At 39.2% G+C, this 20492-nt stretch carries 20 protein-coding genes and 1 pseudogene; 15 read left to right on the top strand and 6 right to left on the bottom strand.

Going from position 1 to position 20492, the window contains the following annotated elements; translation table 11 throughout:
* Positions 1–84: 84 nt before the first annotated feature.
* From bioA to AC3WLU_RS13835, 3 genes are read right to left on the bottom strand one after another with little or no spacing between them, the layout of a single operon-like run.
* Positions 85–1467, bottom strand: a complete 1383-nt coding sequence (bioA, locus tag AC3WLU_RS13845; RefSeq protein WP_492597420.1) for an adenosylmethionine--8-amino-7-oxononanoate transaminase — start codon at positions 1465–1467, stop codon at positions 85–87.
* A complete protein-coding gene (gene bioD / locus AC3WLU_RS13840) occupies positions 1464–2171 on the bottom strand; it encodes a dethiobiotin synthase (protein WP_053536598.1) in 708 nt (235 codons plus the stop codon). Before bioD ends, bioA begins: the two co-directional genes overlap by 4 nt.
* Entirely contained in the window at positions 2150–2734 is a 585-nt protein-coding gene (locus tag AC3WLU_RS13835) for a biotin transporter BioY (RefSeq protein WP_034310656.1), read from the bottom strand. The genes bioD and AC3WLU_RS13835 overlap by 22 nt, the downstream gene beginning before the upstream one ends.
* Before the next feature lie 496 nt (positions 2735–3230).
* Between AC3WLU_RS13835 and bioB the strand changes: the two genes are divergently transcribed.
* The 5 genes from bioB (at position 3231) to modA (ending at position 8636) form a co-directional block, all read left to right on the top strand.
* Positions 3231–4196 carry a biotin synthase BioB gene (gene bioB, locus AC3WLU_RS13830; protein ID WP_218013321.1) on the top strand — a complete coding sequence of 322 codons (966 nt, stop codon included), beginning with the start codon at positions 3231–3233 and terminating at the stop codon, positions 4194–4196.
* Between the two features lie 951 nt (positions 4197–5147).
* Positions 5148–5846: a polysaccharide deacetylase family protein gene (locus AC3WLU_RS13825; protein ID WP_492597448.1), complete on the top strand. Its 699-nt coding sequence runs from the start codon at positions 5148–5150 to the stop codon at positions 5844–5846.
* Positions 5847–5863: 17 nt separating this feature from the next.
* On the top strand, positions 5864–6463 hold the full coding sequence (locus AC3WLU_RS13820) for a DedA family protein (protein WP_492597419.1): 600 nt from the start codon (positions 5864–5866) through the stop codon (positions 6461–6463).
* Between the two features lie 132 nt (positions 6464–6595).
* Positions 6596–7762 (top strand): MGDG synthase family glycosyltransferase, encoded by a 1167-nt coding sequence (locus AC3WLU_RS13815; RefSeq protein WP_492597418.1) that lies wholly within the window; start codon positions 6596–6598, stop codon positions 7760–7762.
* Between the two features lie 82 nt (positions 7763–7844).
* On the top strand, positions 7845–8636 hold the full coding sequence (modA, locus tag AC3WLU_RS13810; RefSeq protein ID WP_492597417.1) for a molybdate ABC transporter substrate-binding protein: 792 nt from the start codon (positions 7845–7847) through the stop codon (positions 8634–8636).
* Between the two features lie 231 nt (positions 8637–8867).
* Here modA and AC3WLU_RS13805 read toward each other — a convergent pair whose 3' ends face one another.
* A complete protein-coding gene (locus tag AC3WLU_RS13805; RefSeq protein ID WP_492597416.1) occupies positions 8868–9650 on the bottom strand; it encodes a COG4705 family protein in 783 nt (260 codons plus the stop codon).
* 362 nt (positions 9651–10012) lie between these two features.
* Here AC3WLU_RS13805 and AC3WLU_RS13800 point away from each other — a divergent pair, with 362 nt between their 5' ends.
* The 10 genes and pseudogenes from AC3WLU_RS13800 to AC3WLU_RS13755 all read left to right on the top strand — a co-directional run bounded on the left by AC3WLU_RS13800 (position 10013) and on the right by AC3WLU_RS13755 (position 18414).
* Positions 10013–10711 carry a response regulator transcription factor gene (locus AC3WLU_RS13800; RefSeq protein WP_492597415.1) on the top strand — a complete coding sequence of 233 codons (699 nt, stop codon included), beginning with the start codon at positions 10013–10015 and terminating at the stop codon, positions 10709–10711.
* Between the two features lie 3 nt (positions 10712–10714).
* Positions 10715–12076, top strand: a complete 1362-nt coding sequence (locus AC3WLU_RS13795) for a sensor histidine kinase (protein WP_492597414.1) — start codon at positions 10715–10717, stop codon at positions 12074–12076.
* Between the two features lie 84 nt (positions 12077–12160).
* A complete protein-coding gene (locus tag AC3WLU_RS13790) occupies positions 12161–12850 on the top strand; it encodes a polysaccharide deacetylase family protein (protein WP_492597413.1) in 690 nt (229 codons plus the stop codon).
* Between the two features lie 19 nt (positions 12851–12869).
* Positions 12870–13469, top strand: a complete 600-nt coding sequence (locus tag AC3WLU_RS13785; protein WP_413003117.1) for a DedA family protein — start codon at positions 12870–12872, stop codon at positions 13467–13469.
* A gap of 259 nt (positions 13470–13728) precedes the next feature.
* On the top strand, positions 13729–14895 hold the full coding sequence (locus AC3WLU_RS13780; RefSeq protein ID WP_492597412.1) for an MGDG synthase family glycosyltransferase: 1167 nt from the start codon (positions 13729–13731) through the stop codon (positions 14893–14895).
* A gap of 181 nt (positions 14896–15076) precedes the next feature.
* The gene (gene uptA / locus AC3WLU_RS13775) at positions 15077–15679 is read left to right on the top strand and encodes an undecaprenyl phosphate transporter UptA (RefSeq protein WP_492597411.1); all 603 of its coding nucleotides are present in this window, start codon (positions 15077–15079) and stop codon (positions 15677–15679) included.
* A gap of 562 nt (positions 15680–16241) precedes the next feature.
* Positions 16242–16732 (top strand): annotated as a pseudogene (locus AC3WLU_RS13770) (GNAT family N-acetyltransferase).
* Positions 16733–16851: 119 nt separating this feature from the next.
* A complete protein-coding gene (locus AC3WLU_RS13765) occupies positions 16852–17199 on the top strand; it encodes a hypothetical protein (protein ID WP_413003123.1) in 348 nt (115 codons plus the stop codon).
* Between the two features lie 61 nt (positions 17200–17260).
* Complete coding sequence (locus tag AC3WLU_RS13760; protein WP_413003125.1) at positions 17261–17761, top strand: hypothetical protein; 501 nt, start codon at positions 17261–17263, stop codon at positions 17759–17761.
* A gap of 143 nt (positions 17762–17904) precedes the next feature.
* A complete protein-coding gene (locus AC3WLU_RS13755) occupies positions 17905–18414 on the top strand; it encodes a GrpB family protein (protein WP_492597447.1) in 510 nt (169 codons plus the stop codon).
* Between the two features lie 68 nt (positions 18415–18482).
* Here the strand turns inward: AC3WLU_RS13755 and AC3WLU_RS13750 are convergent, their stop codons facing one another.
* Positions 18483–19490 (bottom strand): LacI family DNA-binding transcriptional regulator, encoded by a 1008-nt coding sequence (locus tag AC3WLU_RS13750; RefSeq protein ID WP_063589890.1) that lies wholly within the window; start codon positions 19488–19490, stop codon positions 18483–18485.
* 184 nt (positions 19491–19674) lie between these two features.
* Positions 19675–20451: a 2-dehydro-3-deoxy-D-gluconate 5-dehydrogenase KduD gene (kduD, locus tag AC3WLU_RS13745; protein ID WP_492597410.1), complete on the bottom strand. Its 777-nt coding sequence runs from the start codon at positions 20449–20451 to the stop codon at positions 19675–19677.
* Between the last annotated feature and the right edge of the window lie 41 nt (positions 20452–20492).

The raw sequence follows: 20492 nt of genomic DNA, 5'->3' as shown, positions 1-20492 counted from the left end.
CAGGATATGTACTCCGAATTTCCAAAGTGTTTTGTGAAGAAAGGAAAGAACCGGATGAGCTCTGCTCTTCCGGTTCTTTGTGCATCAGTTTGCTGCTGGAATCAATCCTTTATGAATGGAGTCTTCCTGAATGGCACGGTAGACGGTTTCGACCATGAAATCGAGTTCTTTTTCTGACATGGAAAGGATTGGCATCATCGTGATGACTGGACCAAGTTCCCGGATGATCAGGCCATTTTCCCGTGCTGTATGGATGATTCCGGAAACGACGTTTTCTTGGAGGGTGAACGTTTCTTTTGTTTCACGGTCTTTAACGATTTCCACTCCAATCATGAAGCCGCGCTGGCGGATATCGCCGACTATCGGAAGTTCGTATAGCGCTTGCAGTCTTTTTGATAGGTATTTTGATTTTTTCTGGATGTCTTTAATGAGATTGCGGCTTTCCATTAGCTCGATATTCTTCAGGGCCAGGGCACAGGCAAGCTGATTTCCTGTATAGGTGTGACCATGATAGAAGGTTTTATGTTCTTCCCGTTCCCCCAAGAAGGATTGAAAGATCTGCTCGTTCATGATGGTGGCGGCGAGTGGCATATATCCCCCAGTGATCCCTTTACCCATGCACATGATATCGGGGACGACGTCTTCCTGTTCGCAGGCAAACATCGTACCGGTGCGACCGAACCCTACAGCCACCTCGTCACAAATTAAGAGGATGTTGTACTTTTTGCATAATTGCCCGACCTCTTTCAAAAAGCCATGGGGATGGGTAATGATGCCTGCTGCTCCCTGCACGAGCGGCTCGATGATCAATCCTGCAATTTCCTCGGATTGTTTCTGCAGTAACTTCTCCAGTTCCTTCAAGCAATGGTTTTTCACGGCTTCGGGATCTCCATATTCAGTCATGTGATAGGCATATGGTGAAGGGGCTGAAATCCGTTGAAATAAGAGGGGCTTAAAGATTCTATGGAATAGATCCATTCCGCCCACACTCACGGCACCGACAGTATCACCGTGGTATGCTTCGTCAAGGGAGACGAATTTGTTTTTATTCCGATGCTTGACGGGATCGATATTCTGCCAATATTGATAAGCGACTTTAAGGGCGATTTCCACAGCGGCTGATCCCGTGTCGGAGTAAAAGACTTTCGATAAAGAACCAGGGGTGATCTCTGCCAGTTTTTTCGCCAGTAAGATCGATGGTACATTCGCAGATCCGAGCAGCGTCGAGTGCGCGACTTTATTCACTTGCTCAATTAGGGCGCCGTTTAATTCCGGATCGTTATGCCCGTGCACATTCACCCATAATGAAGCATAGCCATCGAGGTAGCGTTTGCCATCCACATCAATCAGGTAGCTGCCTTCGCCACGTTCGATGATAAGCGGTTTACTTTCCCGATACGTTTTCATTTGTGTGAACGGATGCCATACATATTCCTTATCCCATTGTTCTAAATCCTGACTGTTCATGCTTCGAACACCTCTTTCAGTTGTTGGGTATATTCTTGATCACCAAGCAAATCAAGGATGCAGATCCTCAAGTCTTTTCTAACATCGGCCAGTGTCGGGATGCAGGCTAGGCCATTCAGCCCAGTCAGCTTTTCAATGGTTTCGATATTGTCTTGGTGAATCCGATCTTCTGCCCGGTAATGATTATACAAAATGGTTTTCACGTTTATATCATGGACTTGGGCATAAGAATGGGTCGTCACGACATCATGAATCGCCCCTAAACCGCTTGTGGATACGAAGAGGACAGGCATCCCGCAATCCCTTATGAAATCGGCCGTCATATAGAAACCTTCCGTTCGTTCAATAAGCGGCACAGCCAATCCTCCAGCGCCCTCGACTAATACGATGTCATACATTTCCTCAAGTTCATGAACCCTTTCCACGACTTTCTTCTCATCGATGAGACTGCCGGTTAATTTAATCGCCAAATGTGGGGAGGTTTCGGGTTCCAGTGTGTAAAACCCCGATTCCTTTACACCGAGTTCCTGCTCAAACCAAGATATATCCGGGTATGTATGATTTTCCTCATTGATACCAGTTTGAAATGGTTTGAATATCGTAACGCTTTTTCCCAATGTTTGAAGAGACAGATAGAGTGCACTCGTGACGATGGTCTTTCCAATATCCGTGCCAGTTCCGGTTATAAAGTAGGCTTGGCCCATGGGTGATTCAGCTCCTTTACGTTTATATATCTTGCAATTCGCGGACGTACTTGCTGAATGATGACAGCACATAGAATGCATAGCATTAAATCACCGGGTACAGGTAACAAAAAGCCGTAAAGAATCGTTTGGCTGATGGAAAGCGGCGTTTCCACAATCCACTTCATGGCACCATACAGCCAGATGCAGCCGAAAAGGTAAACGGTCAGCAAAGTGGCGGCATTAGCAAAGAATATGGAACGAATCGTGGAGAGGGAAAACCGGTTGATCAGCCATCCATTTACATAGGCTCCCAGTATATATCCGAGCAAATAGCCGAAAGTGGGTTTGAATATATAGCCGAATCCCCCGCCTTCAGCAAACACGGGCACCCCGATAAGTCCGATCAGGACGTAGCATAACTGACTGAGCATCCCAAGCCGGGGCCCCAACAATGCGCCTGCCAAATAGACTGCCAGAATTTGCAGCGTGAATGGTATGTAAGGGATAGGTATCTTAATAAAGGCGCCAATGGCAGTTAGCGCGGTAAAAAGGGCCACATAAGAAATCGTCCTTGCTTTCAAGTTTTTACCCCCCCTTTTTTTGAAAGTGTTGGCAGAATGCCCACTATTAGTTTGCCTGATTCCTGTTTTATATGTCAACTAATTTGTTATTCGGTTAACATATAAAGTGCCAGTTTTTTTAGGATTTAAAGGACAACTAGGAAAATATTGAAAAAAGGCCATTGAATAATATTTTGTATGTATGTTATTATTCTAACGATATGTTAACTTGTTGTAATTTAGGTTAACAAATATTATCGCTCCATTGATACTGCTAAATGTTAATTGCCCATTGAGGCTGATGGTGCACATGCAACCGGTTGGTTGGAGGGGAAAGTGATTTAGGTAAACTCGCGGCTGGAGCAGCAGGTTGCAGGAAGCGGGTCTATTACTGGATATCTTCCGTTTTATGTGCGGAGAACCGGAACAGGATATGTTCTTTTTCAAGGAATGGCGATTCGGCACAAAATAAAAGAAAAGAGGGATAGGTTTGGAAACATTGGTAAGGGATTGGAAGATGTTAGCGGAGAACGTTATCAAAGGATATAAAGTGACGGAGGAAGAGGCATTATCCATCGTCCAAGCCCCAGACGAAGAGGTTTTGGAAATTCTGAATGCAGCCTATCTCATACGTAAACATCATTATGGGAAAAAGGTAAAATTGAATATGATCATCAATACAAAATCAGGATTATGTCCCGAAGATTGCGGCTACTGCTCGCAGTCGATCGTCTCGGAAGCCCCGATCGATAAATATGCTTGGCTGACTAAAGAAAAGATTGTCGAGGGAGCGCAAGAATCAATTCGCCGGAAAGCGGGTACTTATTGCATTGTCGCTTCTGGCCGTCGTCCGACCAACAGGGAAATCGATCATGTCATTGAAGCGGTAAAAGAAATCCGCGAAACGACGGATCTTAAAATCTGCTGCTGTTTAGGTTTCCTGAATGAGGAACATGCCGGTAAACTAGCGGAAGCAGGCGTTCATCGCTATAACCACAACTTGAATACATCACAGGAAAACTACAGTAAAATTACATCGACACATACATATGAAGACCGGGTAGATACAGTGGAAGCTGTGAAAGAAGCCGGAATGTCCCCATGCTCTGGAGCCATTTTCGGAATGGGTGAATCTGAGGCGGAAGCGGTGGAAGTCGCTCTATCCTTACGCAGCCTTGATGCAGATTCCATTCCTTGTAATTTTCTCAATGCAATTGACGGAACGCCGCTAGAGGGAACTTCCGAGCTGACCCCCACTAAATGCCTGAAATTGATTTCGATGATGAGATTCGTTAATCCTAGTAAAGAAATCCGCCTGGCCGGGGGCCGGGAGGTCAATCTCCGTTCCATGCAGCCCATGGCACTTTATGCTGCCAATTCCATCTTCGTCGGCGACTATTTAACGACAGCTGGTCAAGAACCCACAGCGGATTGGGGAATCATTGAAGACCTGGGATTTGAAATTGAAGAATGTGCCCTTTAATTGATAAAGAAGATTATTGAGAGAAACTAAAAAAAACACCCTTAGGGTGTTTTTTTTAGTTTGTCGACTAAAGGGGTGGTCTGGTCCCACCCCGAACAATAATCTTAAACATAACTAGTTTATCCTTCAGAGTTTTTTACAGTAATCCTTAAAGGATGGAAGAAATTTGCGGGACTCCTGCCGAATAACTGGGTAGCCGAGCCCCCGCAGGCGCTTATGCCAAGGAGGCTCGGCAGGCAGTCGGCGGAAAGGAGCGGATTTCCGAAAGTGGGTATGTGTAATGATTTCCACTCCAGGCACTCGCTTTCCGCGGGCGGTCCGGGAAGCCTCCTCGGCGTTCGCCTGCGGGGTCTCCCTTGTCCACGCTTTTCCCGCAGGAGTCTCGTACCTTACGTTCCAATCAGCTGGAACTTCTTTTTTAAGAGATATTTTAGGAAAACTGGCTCTTCTTCTCCAATTCGTCTACAGTCTGGCGGTTCCATCAATTTTCCGGCAAAAGGAGTTTCGAATTGCTCCCACCCCGAACCATAATCTTAAACATAACTAGTTTATCCTTCATAGTTTTTTACAGTAATCCTAAAAGGGTGCAAGAAATTTGCGACACTCCTGCCGAATAACTGGCTAGCCGAGACCCCACAGCCGCAGCCGTTTACCGGCGAGGAGGCTGGCAGTCAGTCGGCGGAAAGGGAGCAGATTTCTGGAATCAACTGGAACGGTTTTTTTTAAAAAAACTTCAGACATTGCTGTAATAGAACTAATAACCATCAACCTTTACAAAAATAAAAAAATAATGATAAGTGAAAATAATGAAAAAAAAATGCTAAATTGTTAGTGAGGTTTTATAATGAATTACCTGAATACTATAACATTTGCTGCATTGTAGTAAAAGATCATGATATAGGGAAAGGAACAGTATTGGTAATATCAATAATGAGAGGATAGTTTTGTGTGATGCATATATGGCTGATTAGTTTTATTATTTTATTATTGCTATTAATATTTTATACTATTATCCCAACGGTGCTAATTCGTGTATGCAGCTTGGGAATAACCAAAAAAATCAATTCGAATAATGGGATTGCGCTAACTTTCGATGATGGCCCAAACCCTGAATATACCATAAAATTACTTGATCTTTTAAAAGAATATGAGATAAAGGCCACATTTTTTGTTGTGGGCAGTAAAGTGAAAAGTAATCCTGGGATTATTAAAAGAATGCATGAAGAGGGACATACGATAGGTATCCATCATTTTCATCATATTTCAAGTTGGGTCCTATCACCAATTCATCTGCGAAAACAGTTGGAAATGACTGAAAAGGCGATAACGGAATGCACGAATGAAAAGGTGATTTTTTATAGACCGCCATGGGGCCATTTCAATATGTTCACCCCACTATTCAGTAGGAAATATAAAGTGATTATGTGGTCCGGCATCTTTGGGGATTGGAAAGTCGAACATTGCAAAAGCACTCTGCTTGATCAGCTTCGAAGCGCTTCAACAGAAGGTTCCATCCTGTTGCTTCATGACTGCGGCGAAACCTTGGGGGCGGATAAAGAGGCACCAGGCTATATGATTGAAATGTTAAAAATATACCTGCAGGAAAGTAAGGAAAAAGGAACACGCTTCATTTCTTTAAAAGACTTATAACTAATTCTGGGGGTATTATGGATATAGATACGCTTTTACATTTTATTGATTCATATGGATACCTGATCATTTTTCTTTTTTTATTCTTCGGCATTGTGGGAGTGCCTGCCCCAGAAGAATCACTTCTATTTCTAATTGGGGTGCTGGTTGTCCAAGGTAAGCTCTCTATGGGTTTAGCGATGCTGTGTGCAATTCTCGGTGCCTTTATCGGAATGCTTGCAGCTTATGCATGCGGAAAATATGTGGGGTATCCATTTATAAATAAATATGGAAGATTCATTGGGATTACGGCTGAACGCTGGGAGAAAGCAAAGAGAAACTATACGGATAATGCACGAAAAACGTTAGTGTTGGGATTTTATATTCCGGGGATGAGGCAAATAAGTCCATATTTTGCAGGAATCTCTTCTATACCCTTTCGGAAATACTTCCTCTTTTCCCTATTAGGCTCTATACTATGGACCGTCCCTTTTATAGTGGCCGGTTATTATGTGGGGGATGCTTTTAATGTTAATCCCAAATATGTTCCATATTTAGGTGTTGTATTTTTAGTTATTTTTGTACTCTATGTTACTATCAAATACATTAAAAAGAGAAAACAAAGATCCAAAAGTTGAGTCGGCTCCTTATTAAAAAACGTCGGAAATAAAAAATCGATTTAAGGAATTTGTTCAACGATATTGTAAGAGGAAGATATCATGAACTATATATTTTGTATTTTCAGAATGATTTCTTAGGAGATGACACATATGAAGAAGATTTTGTTTTTACCTCTCTTTCGAATGCAGTCGGGACATCATCAAGTGGCAGAGGCATTGATGGATATGTTAAAAAAGCATTCGAATGGGATTGCTTATAAAAAAATCGATCTAATCAGCTATACGAATACCTCTCTAGAAAAATTCATTGCAAATAGTTATCTGACATGGATCCGTTATGCGCCGGAAACCTATAATCTTGCCTACAAGAACCTGTTCTATGTTCACTCGCCAAAGGAAAGTGTATGTAAATGGTATCAGCAATTATTCATGAATAAGATGGAACGATTGATAGCGGAAGAAAATCCTGATTTAATTGTGTGTACACACGGTTTCCCTTCATATCTTTTGAGTCAGTTAAAGATGAAAGGGAAGTGCAGCACACCGGTAATAAACGTGTACACGGACTTTTTTATTAATAATGTGTGGGGAACCGAAGGGATAGATGCCCACTTTCTTCCTAGTCAAGAAGTGAAAGAAAAGCTGATGAGTAAGCGTCAAATACCAAAACAAACGATGATGGTCACTGGCATTCCCGTGCACGAGGAAATCACAAAAAATGCCCGTGTCCAAAGAAACACAGAACGGCCAAAAATTTTGATATCCGGAGGAAATAGCGGTCTGGGAGGGATTTTGAACTTAGGTGATGAGTTAAAGAACTCAAGAGACTTAGATTATTTAGTTCTTTGCGGAAATAACAACAAGCTTTATGAAGAAATCAATACATGGAACTTACCTCATATCAAACCATTGCCCTATATCTCATCAAGGTCTGAAATGAATAAGCTTTATGAAGAAGTTGACGCAATCGTTACGAAACCGGGCGGTGTCACGATCAGTGAATCATTGCGAAAAAGGCTTCCGATTTTTGTTCATTCCAGACTTCCGGGGCAGGAGGAAATCAATCTGCAGTATCTAAAACAGCAGGGCCTTGTATTTAAACTTAATCAGAAAACGCCTTTTGAAAAACAATTGCTGAGTATATTGAAGGATCAGAAAAAAATGAAAAAATGGAACACATCCATAGAGTCCTATCATAAGGAAATAGAGTTGGAGAAACCTGAGGGAATAGTGGAGGTCATGAAATTGATCCTTGATCTTAATCAAAAGGGTACGCCTTCCTATCTAGCCCGACAGCCCAAACTTCTTTATAGCTAAATGCATGGTGTTCCAGAATGGATACGGAAGGCTGCTGAATTAACAGCCTTCCTATAATGAAAGGTCGGAAGGAAGAGTGACTTTGAAAAAAACATACCTTATGATTTTTTTGATGATGATGCTTGTGATGGCGGGGGCAGGGTGTTCAAGTGATGAAACGGAAATGAAGCCGCAAGCCGGAGGAAAAGTGGAACTGACGATTTCGGCAGCTGCAAGTTTGCAAGATTCCTTGAATGATATAAAGAAGTCTTTTGAAAAAGAGAATGAAAATGTGAAAGTTCATTATAACTATGGAGCCTCTGGAGCGCTTCAGCAGCAGATATCCCAAGGAGCACCTGTTGACCTGTTTTTCTCAGCTGCAGAAGATAAATTTGATAAATTAGTAGATGAAAATCTGATTGAAGAGAAAAATGGAATCGACTTAGTAGGAAATGAACTGGTGCTGGTGGTCCCAAAGGATTCTGATAAAGGGATAAAATCGATAGAAGACCTTACTAAATCTACTAAAATTTCCATAGGTACCCCTGAGTCAGTACCTGCAGGACAATACGCAAAGCAAACATTAGAAAAACTAAACCTCTGGAAAGAGATTGAAGGAAAACTGGTCTATGCTAAGGATGTTCGTCAAGTGCTTACATATGTAGAAACGGGAAATGTGGACGCAGGACTTGTTTATAAAACAGATGCCTTAAGCTCAGAAAAAGTAGAAATCGTTGCAGTGGCTGATAAAGACTTGCACGATCCTATTATCTATCCGGTAGGCATGATTAAGGATAGTTCTCATCCAAAAGAAGCACAGCTATTTTACGACTATCTTCAAAGTGAAGATTCTATCAAGGTTTTTGAAAAATATGGATTTGAAGATTTAAATTAATGCCGAAGTTTTGTAAAATAAAGATAAATTGCATTCTATAACAAAGGCCACCAATTTGGTGGCCTTTTCTTTTGTGCGTCCGGCATGGGTGCAATCTATAGGGTGAAACCCGAATAGGAAAGCTATATCAAGTAAACGTAGGAGCTAGATCGGGGAAAGATTGTACTTTTTCCCAGAGGTCTGTGACCTGTTCAGTGATGGACAGCTGAATTATCAGAACTTGACCTACCTCTACTCCACAACTTTGCTTTCATCTTTTCTTGTTTTGGTCAAATAGAATACCAAGCCTAAGATAATTACGAGGAAGATCAAACTGGTTCCCGTCGTACCTAGACCAAGGCCACCCTTATCACGAGGTTGTGACAGATAGTCGCCAAGAGAGGCGCCGAGAGGACGAGTCAAGATGTAGGCGATCCAGAAGGAAAGCACTGTATTTAGTTTGAAACCGTAATGGGCGATGGTCACCACCCCAATCAATGCCGCAAACATAAGTGCTGACTTCCAATAGCCCATGTTGAGACCTTCAGCTATGAGATCACCAGCTGCGGTACCCAAGGCGAAGGTGAACAAGATGGCCAACCAGTAGAACGCTTCTCGTTTGGACGTGTAGATAGAGTGAATGGACAGTGTCTTCTCACTCGCATACCAAGCCGCAAACGTCGCAAGCATCGCAACTGTGAAGATGATAGTTGTCGTCACCAGACTGACCCCAAGATTGTCCACGAGGTTGTCGGTAATCAGCGTGCCTACAACGCTAATCATCACTACCGTAAACCAGTAAATCCTTGGCACATACTTACTCGCTTTGAATTGGAAGAAAAGCGTTATGATCAAAAGGACACTCATGATTAAAGTTGTGTTGGTCAAGCCCAATTTCAGATATCCAATCAGGAAGTCTGCGGCCGTCTCGCCCACAGTGGTTGCCATTATTTTGATGATCCAGAAGTAAATGATGACTTCCGGAACCTTGTTCAACATCTGACGCCCGATGGATGGGCTTTTTGTATCATTCATTTATGAATCCTCCTTATCTTCTTTTGTTTTATTACGTTTTCGATAAAACCTTATTGGATAGTTCTTTTGATCGATATATTCACCATATCAAGTCAACCTTAACGCAACTTGAAAAAAGGATTAAAAATCAATTAAAAGGCGAAATTAAAAGCAAAATAATGCTAAATTGTAGAAAGAGCATTTCAATAATTAGTAAAAGCGAGTAAAATGCAGGACTTTGGAGCAAATATAGAAGGGTATTGAATTATAAGCGGACGACAATTTTCTGTATTTAGGATGGAACTAATATTCCTAGCTAAATTCGATAAATACATGTGGATGTGGCTTCCTTTCCATATTGCACTCAAGTAGGAGGGTTTTAAATGAAACAGCGTATTTTGGTTGTAGAAGATGAAGTCCAGATAGCAACGATATTAAAGATAGAACTCGAGTACGAAGGGTATGAAGTGCTTGTGGCCCATACTGGTAAGGCGGGGTTGGAAGCTGCATTACAGGGGAAATTAGATTTAATACTTTTAGATGTTATGTTACCTGAGATGAATGGTATTGAAGTTTTAAGAAGAATACGAAATGAGAACACCTTACTGCCAATCATCCTATTAACAGCTCGTAATATTACGATGGATAAGGTGACGGGACTAGATCAGGGAGCCAATGACTATATAACGAAGCCTTTTGAAATCGAGGAGTTATTGGCAAGAATACGTTCTTGTATTCGTCAGAATTCAATAGCTGCCAAAGCTTCAAAAGTAGAGGAATCGATCTTATCAATTAAGGATCTATTCATTAATCTCGATACTAGGGAGGTTAACAGGGGCGATTTTTCTATAGCGTTAACCCCGAAGGAATTTGATTTACTCGTTTATTTACTATCCAATAAAAATAAAATAGTGACACGAGAAAATATCTTGATAAATGTATGGGGTTATGAGTATGAAGGGGAGACCAATGTAATTGATGTGTATATCCGTCATTTAAGAAAGAAAACGGAAGAAGGTTTTTCTGATCCAACGATTATTCAGACGATAAGAGGAATTGGCTATACAGTAAGGGAGAATTAAGTAATGAAAATTACTACAAAAATTAACCTGATCACGACTGCTTGGATACTCTGTGTGTTGGTTGCCGTTAATGCAGTTGTATTTATTTCTTTTATGAAAATTACTGTAAATATGGAAGAGGATATATTAGTTCACAAAGCGCAAAATATTATTGCTGAAATTCAAAAGGATGATTCTCCTCAAGAGATAGAAAAAAAATTAACAACATATTTAACGAATCATTCATTTATACGGATCATTCAACCTGATTCTCAAATTAGTAGTGAAGTATCCAGTGACCATTATTTGATTACCAAATTTAAAGGAGAATTTTCAAGCGAACAAGAATCGCAAAGAAGTACAATTAGACAAGTTCATAAAGAAGAGCAAATATTAATTGTTAGGGTTCCTATCCTATCTAAAGGTAAAGTTGTTGAAACTTTAGAAATTGGAGATAGATTACTAGGACTGGAATTAGGGAAGGATGTATTACTTTCCATTTTGACATTTTGTACGCTATTAGGGGCGGGGTTATCGTTGCTAGGAGGCAGGTGGTTATCGAATGTGATTATGAGACCCATTTCCAATATGATTGATACGATGGAGGATATTGAACAAAGCGGTATACCAAAAAAAATCATCATCCAACATGAAACAAAGGATGAACTGCAAAAAATGGCTGTTACATTCAATCGGATGATGGGCAGATTGGATGCAAATTTGGATAAACAGAAACAATTTATTTCGGATGCTTCTCATGAAATAAAGACCCCGCTTACGATTATAAAAAGTTATGCTGATCTACTGCGTAGACGTCGTATACAAAACGAAGAGAAAGCACTTGATGTTATAAATGTAATTCATTCAGAGGCAACCCGTATACAGAAAATGACGGAAAGGCTGCTAGAATTAGCCGATACAGAATTGGAAAATACTATGGATTATAAATCATTGAATGTAATAACTTTATGTCAGAACGTGTTTAATCAATTCAAAGAAGTCTATGATCGGGAAATAGATTTTCATTATCAAGAAGATTCCATTATGGTTATAGCAGATGAATTGAAGATAAAACAGGTGATCATTATCCTTTTAGATAACGCAATCAAATATAGTACTGACAAAATTGATGTGTATGTAAAGGATCAGTTAGACTCTACGGTCATTAGGGTAAAAGATTATGGGATTGGAATACCTGAGAATGAAATAGAAAATATCTTCGAGCGTTTTTACCGGGTGGATAAGGCTAGAAGCCGGGAGACAGGTGGAACAGGGCTAGGTTTGTCGATAGCCAAAAATATAATGAATCAACATAATGGGGAAATTAAAGTGGTTAGTACCGATGGAAAAGGAACAGAGGTGGTATTGTCCTTACCCAAAAGGTAATCTGCTACTTGCTAAATGATTAAGAAGGAGCAAGATAATTTGCCGCTAAATACAAGAATGAGGTGTTCTGAGAGTGACACTAATATGATGGTTAGCTTGAGTTTCTTATTATTGCTATTTCTCGTTTATACGATTGTCCCAACGGTATTTATTCGTGTATGTGGACTGGGCATAACCAAAAATATCAAGAGGAATAATAGGATAGCCCTAACTTTTGATGATGGACCTAACCCTGAATATACGACACAATTACTTGACCTTTTAAAAAGGTATAAGTTAAAGGGTTCGTTTTTTGTTGTGGGCAGTAAAGTGAAAAATAACCCTGATATCATTAAACGAATGCATGAAGAAGGACATACAATTGGAATCCATCATTTTGATCATATTTCAAGCTGGGTCCTTTCGCCATTTCATTTAAGGAAACAGTTAGATATGACTGAAAAGGCCATAATGGAATGTACCCATGAAAAAGTCACTTTTTACAGACCTCCATGGGGCCATTTTAATATTTTTACGCAAATTGCCAGTAAGAAATTTCAAGTGATCATGTGGTCAGACATTTTCGGAGATTGGAAAGTGGAAACATGTAAAAATGACCTACTTGATCAATTGCGAAAAACGTCAACAGAAGGTTCCATTCTCCTGCTCCATGACTGTGGGGAAACCTTGGGGGCGGATAAAGAAGCACCTCGATATATGATTGAAGCATTGGAAGTTTACCTTCAAGAAACAATAAAAAAGGGAACACAATTTATTACATTAAAAGACTTATAAACTGATTCGAGGGGATTTTATGAATATAGATAGTATCTTACATTTTATTGACTTATATGGCTATCTTATCATTTTTCTTTTTTTATTCATGGGCATTGTGGGAATTCCCGCCCCAGAAGAATCTCTTCTATTTCTAATCGGAGTCTTGATTGGACAAAATAAGCTCTCTTTTGGTTTAGCCACGCTGAGTGCATTTCTTGGAGCCTTTATAGGGATGCTTATCGCTTATGCATGTGGGAAATACGTTGGGTATCATTTTATAAAAAAATTTGGAAAATACGTGGGCATTACAAATGATCGATGGGAGAAAGTACAGGGAAAGTATATGAAAAATGTCCAAAAAACAATTGTGTTTGGATTTTATCTACCAGGAATAAGACAAATTAGTCCGTATTTTGCAGGAATCAATCATATCCCCTTCTGTAAATTTCTCCTCTTTTCCCTGCTAGGCACGGTTCTCTGGACTGTCCCTTTTATAGTGGCAGGGTATTATATGGGCAATGCCTTTCATATAAATCCGGAATATGTTCCACTTTTAGGTGTCGTATTCATAATTTTTTTATTGATATACGTTTCTATCAATTATATGAAAAAGAAAAAAAAGAATGCCCAAAAATAGACCCCACTTCGTAAGGATGATTCCCGTCCCGATTGGAATAACCAGTTTCTACAATTGGTTTTCTAATCGGGCTATTTAGTTTAAAGAAGGGGACTTAAGATACATTGAACGTATCATTAAAAATTGATTAAAAAGAAAGTTTTTAACAAAATCAGTGATATATTGTAAGAGGAAAAAAGCTCTTGAACATGCAAATAGTCTTTTTTCTTAGTATGAAATCATCGTATTAAAAGAATGATTTCTATAGGAGATGACATATATGAAGAAGATTTTGTTTTTACCTCTCTTTCGCATGCAGTCAGGACATCATCAAGTTGCAGAGGCCTTAATGGATATGTTAAAAAAACATACAAGCGGAGTTACTTTGAAAAAAGTGGATCTGTTAAGTTATACAAGTAACTATTTAGAAAAAATGATAACAACTGGGTATTTAAAATGGATCCGTTATGCACCTGAAACCTATAATCTCGCTTATAAAAACCTTTTTTACGATTCCTTGCCAAAGGAACGTTCCTTTAAATGGTATCAATATATATTCTTGAAGAAAATGGAACAATTGATAGCGGAGGAAAAGCCAGATTTAATTGTGTGTACACACGGGTTCCCTTCCTATCTTTTAAGCCAGTTGAAAATAAAAGGGAAATGCAATATCCCAATTATCAACGTGTATACGGATTTCTTTATTAATAATGTGTGGGGAAGCAAGGAGATTGATTTTCATTTTCTTCCTACCCAGGAATTGAAAGAAAAGCTAATAATCAAGAATCAAATACCGAAACATAGTATGATGGTAACTGGTATTCCTGTGCATGAGGAAATCACTAAAAGAGCCCGAGTATTAAAAAACGCAGATCGCCCCAAAATTTTAATCTCAGGAGGAAACAGTGGCCTGGGTGGGATATTGAATTTAGCTGATGAGTTAAAGAAATCAACTGACTTTGATTATTTTGTACTTTGTGGTAACAACAAAAAGCTATATGATGCAATAGATACGTGGGATTTAGCTCATATTAACCCATTACCTTATATCTCATCAAGGTCAGAAATGAACAAACTTTATGAAGAAGTGGACGCAATCGTTACGAAACCCGGCGGTGTCACCATTAGTGAAGCACTTCGAAAAAGGCTACCGATTTTTGTTCATTCAATGCTTCCAGGACAGGAGGAAATTAATCTACAGTATTTAAAAGCCCATAAACTTGTATTTGAACTCAATCACAATTTATCATTTGAAAAACAAATACTCAGTATTTTAAAGGACCATAAAAAAATGGATCAGTGGAATATATCCATCGAATCTTATCAAAAGGAAATAGATTTGGAAAAACCTGAGGGAATGGTGGAAGTAATGAAATTGATCCTTAATCTTAAACAAGCAAGTAAGCCGTCATATTTAACCAATCAGTCAAAAGTTATTTATAGCTAGGGTTCATTCAGTTCCAGTAACATGATGTTAAAATTATCTGTTCTGTATTTAATGAATCGACGGGAAGATTCGTATAATCAGCAGCAATTTGTAGAGGGTGCCATTGAGTGATCTACAAGGGGAATTATCAACAACGGTCGAGATTTTTGAAAAGCTGAAAATGAAAGAGGGAAGCTGATTTATGAACGATTTTATCCAATCTATCCTACTTACACTTATGGATTATGGGTACCTTGGAATTACCCTCGGTCTTATGATTGAAATCATTCCTAGTGAAATTGTATTATCTTATGGAGGCTTTTTAGTATCCCAAGGAAACATCAGTTTTGTAGGGGCGGTTATTGCCGGAACAATTGGTGGAACCATCGCTCAGATTTTTGTTTATCTAATCGGATATTATGGTGGAAGACCATTTTTAGAACGATACGGAAAGTATATTTTCATACACAAGAAACATATTGAGCTATCGGAATCTTGGTTTACTAACTATGGACCAAGTGTCATTTTTACGGCTCGGTTCATTCCGGTTGTCAGACATGCTATTTCGATACCAGCAGGGATTTCTAAAATGTCTTTACTAAAATTCACGAATTATACGCTACTAGCCGTACTTCCATGGTCTGTGCTTTTTGTATTTCTCGGGATGAAGTTAGGAAGCAATTGGGGACAGATTAATGAGATGGCCAAGCCCTATATCCAGCCAATCACAGTAGTTGCGGTTCTTATTATTGCAGGAATGTTCATTCGCGGGTACATGAAAAAAAAGAAAAACAAAGTTTTATGAAGTTTATGGATTTAAGGAAGGGTTGTTATGAAAAATAATAGGATACTTACAAAAGCCTTTATAACAACAGGAACCGAACCGATAAACGTGAAAAACTTCACAACGTTTCATCGATAATGACGGTAATAGCCTTCCAAGGGGACACTTGATGGAAGCAGTTGGGTTTTATAATATGAATTAATTAAAATGACCACCAATTTGGTGGTCTTTTTTTGTGATTCATGGGGAAATAGATTGGTATTTCTTCCTTTATTTTGAAACTTTATCATCCGTAATCCGTATATAAAGTGAACGAAAGTAGTGAAAGTGAAAAATCAACAAGGCCACATTTAAGAAAACACCATTTGAAATGGATGGGGTTAACTGTCGTTGTTAGGTTTCCTCATAATATTAGGATTCTTTTATTTGTAAATTTGATTATGGGAAGGAATATAGAAGCAATAGAATACTTATAAATAGTATAGAAAATGTATTAGTAATATTTTTTAATAGGACAAATATTCAAATGGCAATGGAACTACTTACTAACATGTACTAGCCCTTAGAAAGGATGCTTTCATTCATGGAAATAAGGAAACCAACTGATTATGAACTTCAAAAGGTTGTATCACTTTCGCCACAAGCTGTTTTTGACGGCACATTAGGTGAAGTGAAGCCAACTAATCAAAAAATCAAACAACTTGTTGAACCACTGCTTGCAAAAGGGAGTTATTATGTCATTGCGATAGAAGAAAGATCAACTAATGTGGATTCTATTAGGAGCAAGTAAAGATCAGTTTACGGATAAGATGAATGGATTTATTTATGAACTTTTTGTAATGGAAGAATACAGAGGGAAATGTATTTCTAAGAGATTAATGGAGTCAGCAATTGATTTTTCTAAAACAAGATGGACAATCTGAAGTCCGTCTAAGTGCTTTTGCCCAGAACAAAGCTATTAAGCTCTACGAAAAAATGGGCTTTAACATTAGAACCATTACGATGAGTTTGCCGTTATGGCTCTTTCAGTGGATGTTTCGCAATAGAGGAATATGTACTTGGAGGATTCCTTAGTTGACTATGGGCTGATAATCCTGATAAAAAAGCAGATTTATTACATAAAAAACGATAGTAATTAACCGTCCTAAAGCTTTTATCTATTAGTGTTAGACCTAAACAGGGGGGATAAAAAAGTGAATGAAGCAATAATTAGTTTTCTTATTATTGTAATGTTGATCATTGCGTTCACATACGGTCTCATAAGACAAATACGGCAAATAGTTAGTATCAGAAAAGGAAATAAATCAGATTATGTTCATTACAAAAGAACAGTAGTTGGAAACTATCTGAGCTGCATTTCATATGCGGGTTTTCTTATTGCCTATATCTTAAATGTACTTCTTGCATCACGTATTATACCTAGTGTGTTTTTTACAAGTGATAACACCAGTTTCAGTTGTTTTAGTTTTTTTGCCTTACTATCGATTGCGAAATTTGGAATTATTCCTAATGATTCAAAACAGGGGGATTTACAGAATTGATGATGTCAGAGGATGTTCAATATTCTTGTGAATACAAATACGTAATTAAGAAAGAGGAAATATGAAAAAAATTCCGCTAACACTATTAATCATCGGAATATCCATTACCTTTGTCTTAAGCTTTGCCATGCCAGAGTTGGCAGGCAAAGTAAAAAACGATATAAGCTCTATGAAAATCCTATACTCCTACAGCGTTACAAAGTCATTCTTGGAACAAACCGAAGAAACAATCGAAATGGCATCTGTACCTCTGGGTAAAATAAAGACCCAAGATGTTAATATCCGCACAGATGTTCAGCTTGAAGAAACACCACTGAATATTCAGGGGGTAGTGAAGGGAAACCTAAACAAGCCAGAAGAGTACAAACACGAAGTAACCTTAACTGGCCCCGAAAAAGGTTTTACCTATCGGAAATATTATCTTACCAAAAATTACGATAAAGGAACTTACACAGTTATACGGACTAATAAAATAACTGGAAAAGAAAAGGAGTATGCCGGAACGTACTATGAACCGAGTATTCAGGATCCTATCATCGCGTGGTCACGTGACAAAAAGTAAAAAAGGTATGTGATTGATTACAGCTCTTATTACTACGCTTATCCCATTGTTACAATAGTAAAAACGATAGTCTAAAACAAGAACCCCATTCTAGGGGGAGTTTTTAATTAATGAACATGATTAACATGAAAGTCGGGGGGGAAATGGAAAAACCAATTATGATTGAGAATTACAACCCTAATTGGGTTACTGAGTTCGAACAGGAAAAAGCAAAGATTAAGGAAGTCCTAAAGGACAAACCTATTTGTGTTGAGCACATTGGGAGTACATCCGTCATGGGGTTGGGGGCTAAACCGATTTTGGACATCATGGCTGAAGTCCAGCATTTAGATGAAGTGGACAAGTTTATTGATCCCTTAAAAACCATTGGCTATGAATTTGTGGCACACAAGGAGTTTCCCGAAAGGCGTTTCTTTAGAAAAGGCCAATGGAGAGCAGGGACGCATCATTTGCATATCTATAGATTCGGAAGTGAACAGTGGAAGAATCAACTTTCATTCAGGGACTATTTAAGAAGCCATCCGGACGTACGGAAACAATATCAGCAATTAAAAATGTCCTTAGCAGAAAAGCATCCTGCAGATATTGTGGGGTACACAAAAGCGAAAGCGCCATTTATCCTAAATGTCATGGAATCAGCAAAAGGCGGTTGACTTCCAAGGTGAAGTTCCTTGAAAAATGGTAACGGCAGTGGTATAAACTGCCGTTTTTGTATGAACAATTAGCATGAACTTCGAACGATGAGTTCGGGGGCAAACCGATAAGTAATGTACGGGGCCTGATCCGAATTGGTTATCCGGTTCAATAGTAACTCAGCTGTTTTAATTCCCATTTGCTGAATGGGCTGTCCAATTGTCGTGATGGATGGTTCATAAAACTCCGTATAAGCGACATCATCAATGCTGACAATGGCCACTTCCCCAGGAATCGAGATTTTTTGCTTTTTTAAATAGCTAAGGATTTCACGTAATACTAAATCATTTCCTGCCACAATGGCTGTCGGTGGATTTTCTGCATCGAGTATCCGGGCCAATTTTTCTTGAATTTGGTTTCGGGGTAAAGAATGAATATCATCCTCCCTTACTTCCAATTTATGAGATGCCATCGCTTTTTTAAATCCTTCGATCCTCTCCAGCCTTGGTGTGATCGGGATATCAATCGGTAAGGTTAAAAATGCTATGTTTTCGTGTCCTTTTTCGGCCAGCATGGAAACAGCTAAAAAGATTGCAGCATGATTATCTAAAAGAACGGAATCGGAAGTTACCCCATCAACCAATCGATCGACGAATACCATTGGAATGGAATGATCGATCAAGTAATTATAGACTTTAAAATCATTTCCTACCGGAAAGATGATGATTCCATCCACTTGCGTAGAAACGAGCAAATCAAGGTATTCTTTTTCTTTCTCTGGATCATCGGCAGAGTCACATATGAATACTTTCATGCCGTGCTGCTGAAGCTGTTCTTCTACGGTACGAATGATTTCAGTGGATAAAGTATGTAAAATATTAGCTACGAGTATGCCAATGACCTTTGTTTTTTTCACTTTTAAATTCCGGGCATTATCATTGGGACGAAAGTCAAGTTCTTGGATGACTTGCTCGATTCTGTCCTTTGTTTCAGCACTCATATAACGAAAACGCTGGTTAATATATTGAGAAACCGTACTTTTGGAAACACCGGCCTTCTCAGCAACATCTGATATGGTAGTTTTCTTTTTTTTCATGATGTTCTCCTAAAGGATATTATTTCTTGAACTAGAACGGGATACCTTCATCATAACAAAGGAGCATGACGATTCCAACGCCAGTTACCTGATTTTGTTAAACATTGGATGTAAGAAACACCCTAAGCACTTTGGCTAAGGGTGTTAACCTTAAACTATTGATTTAAATATCTTGATCAGCGGATTAACGAACGAGCCAGCCTCCATCAACAGCGAGGATATGGCCATTCATATAATCAGAGGCCTTGCTGGAAAGAAAAACGACAGTTCCCATGACATCAAAGGGTGTTCCCCATTTTTCAGCCGGGATCCTTGAGAGAATGTCTTTGTTCCTTAACTCATCTGCACGAAGCGCGGCAGTATTGGCCGTTTCAATATAACCTGGTGCAATCGCGTTTATTTGAATGTTTTTAGACGCCAATTCATTAGCGAAGGCTTTGGTCAGCCCGGCAACGCCATGTTTACTCGCAGTATATGCGGGAACGAACTTGCCTCCTTGGAAGGTGAGCATCGAAGCGATATTTATGATTTTCCCGCTGCCTTGTTCAACCATTTCTTTGGCGACGAGCTGACTGAGAAAATACAAGGAATTAAGGTTAATGTCCATTACTGCATTCCAATCCTCGTCTTTATATTCCAATAAAGGGGCACGGCGAATCGTTCCTGCATTATTAACAAGGATATCGATTTTTCCGTATGCATCAAGACAGCCTTTTACAACACCTTTAAGGCTTTCCTTATTCGTGAGCTCCGCCTGATAAAAGACAGCTTTTTGCCCGGTCGTTTCGATTAAATCCTTTGTTTCCTGCCAATTATCACCATGGGCAACGATAAAAAGATCTGCACCCGCCTTTGCTAATGCAACCGCATACCCTTGGCCCAATCCGGTATTTCCTCCTGTTACGATGGCAACTTTCCCTTTTAAACTGAAAAAGTCCATTGAAAAATCCAGTAAACTCATCTTGTTTCCCCCATCCCCATATGGATTAATAAACCACTCTT

It is taken from the genome of Peribacillus sp. FW305-BF15 (genome assembly GCF_058783805.1).
This window is presented reverse-complemented; position numbering and strand designations above follow the sequence as displayed.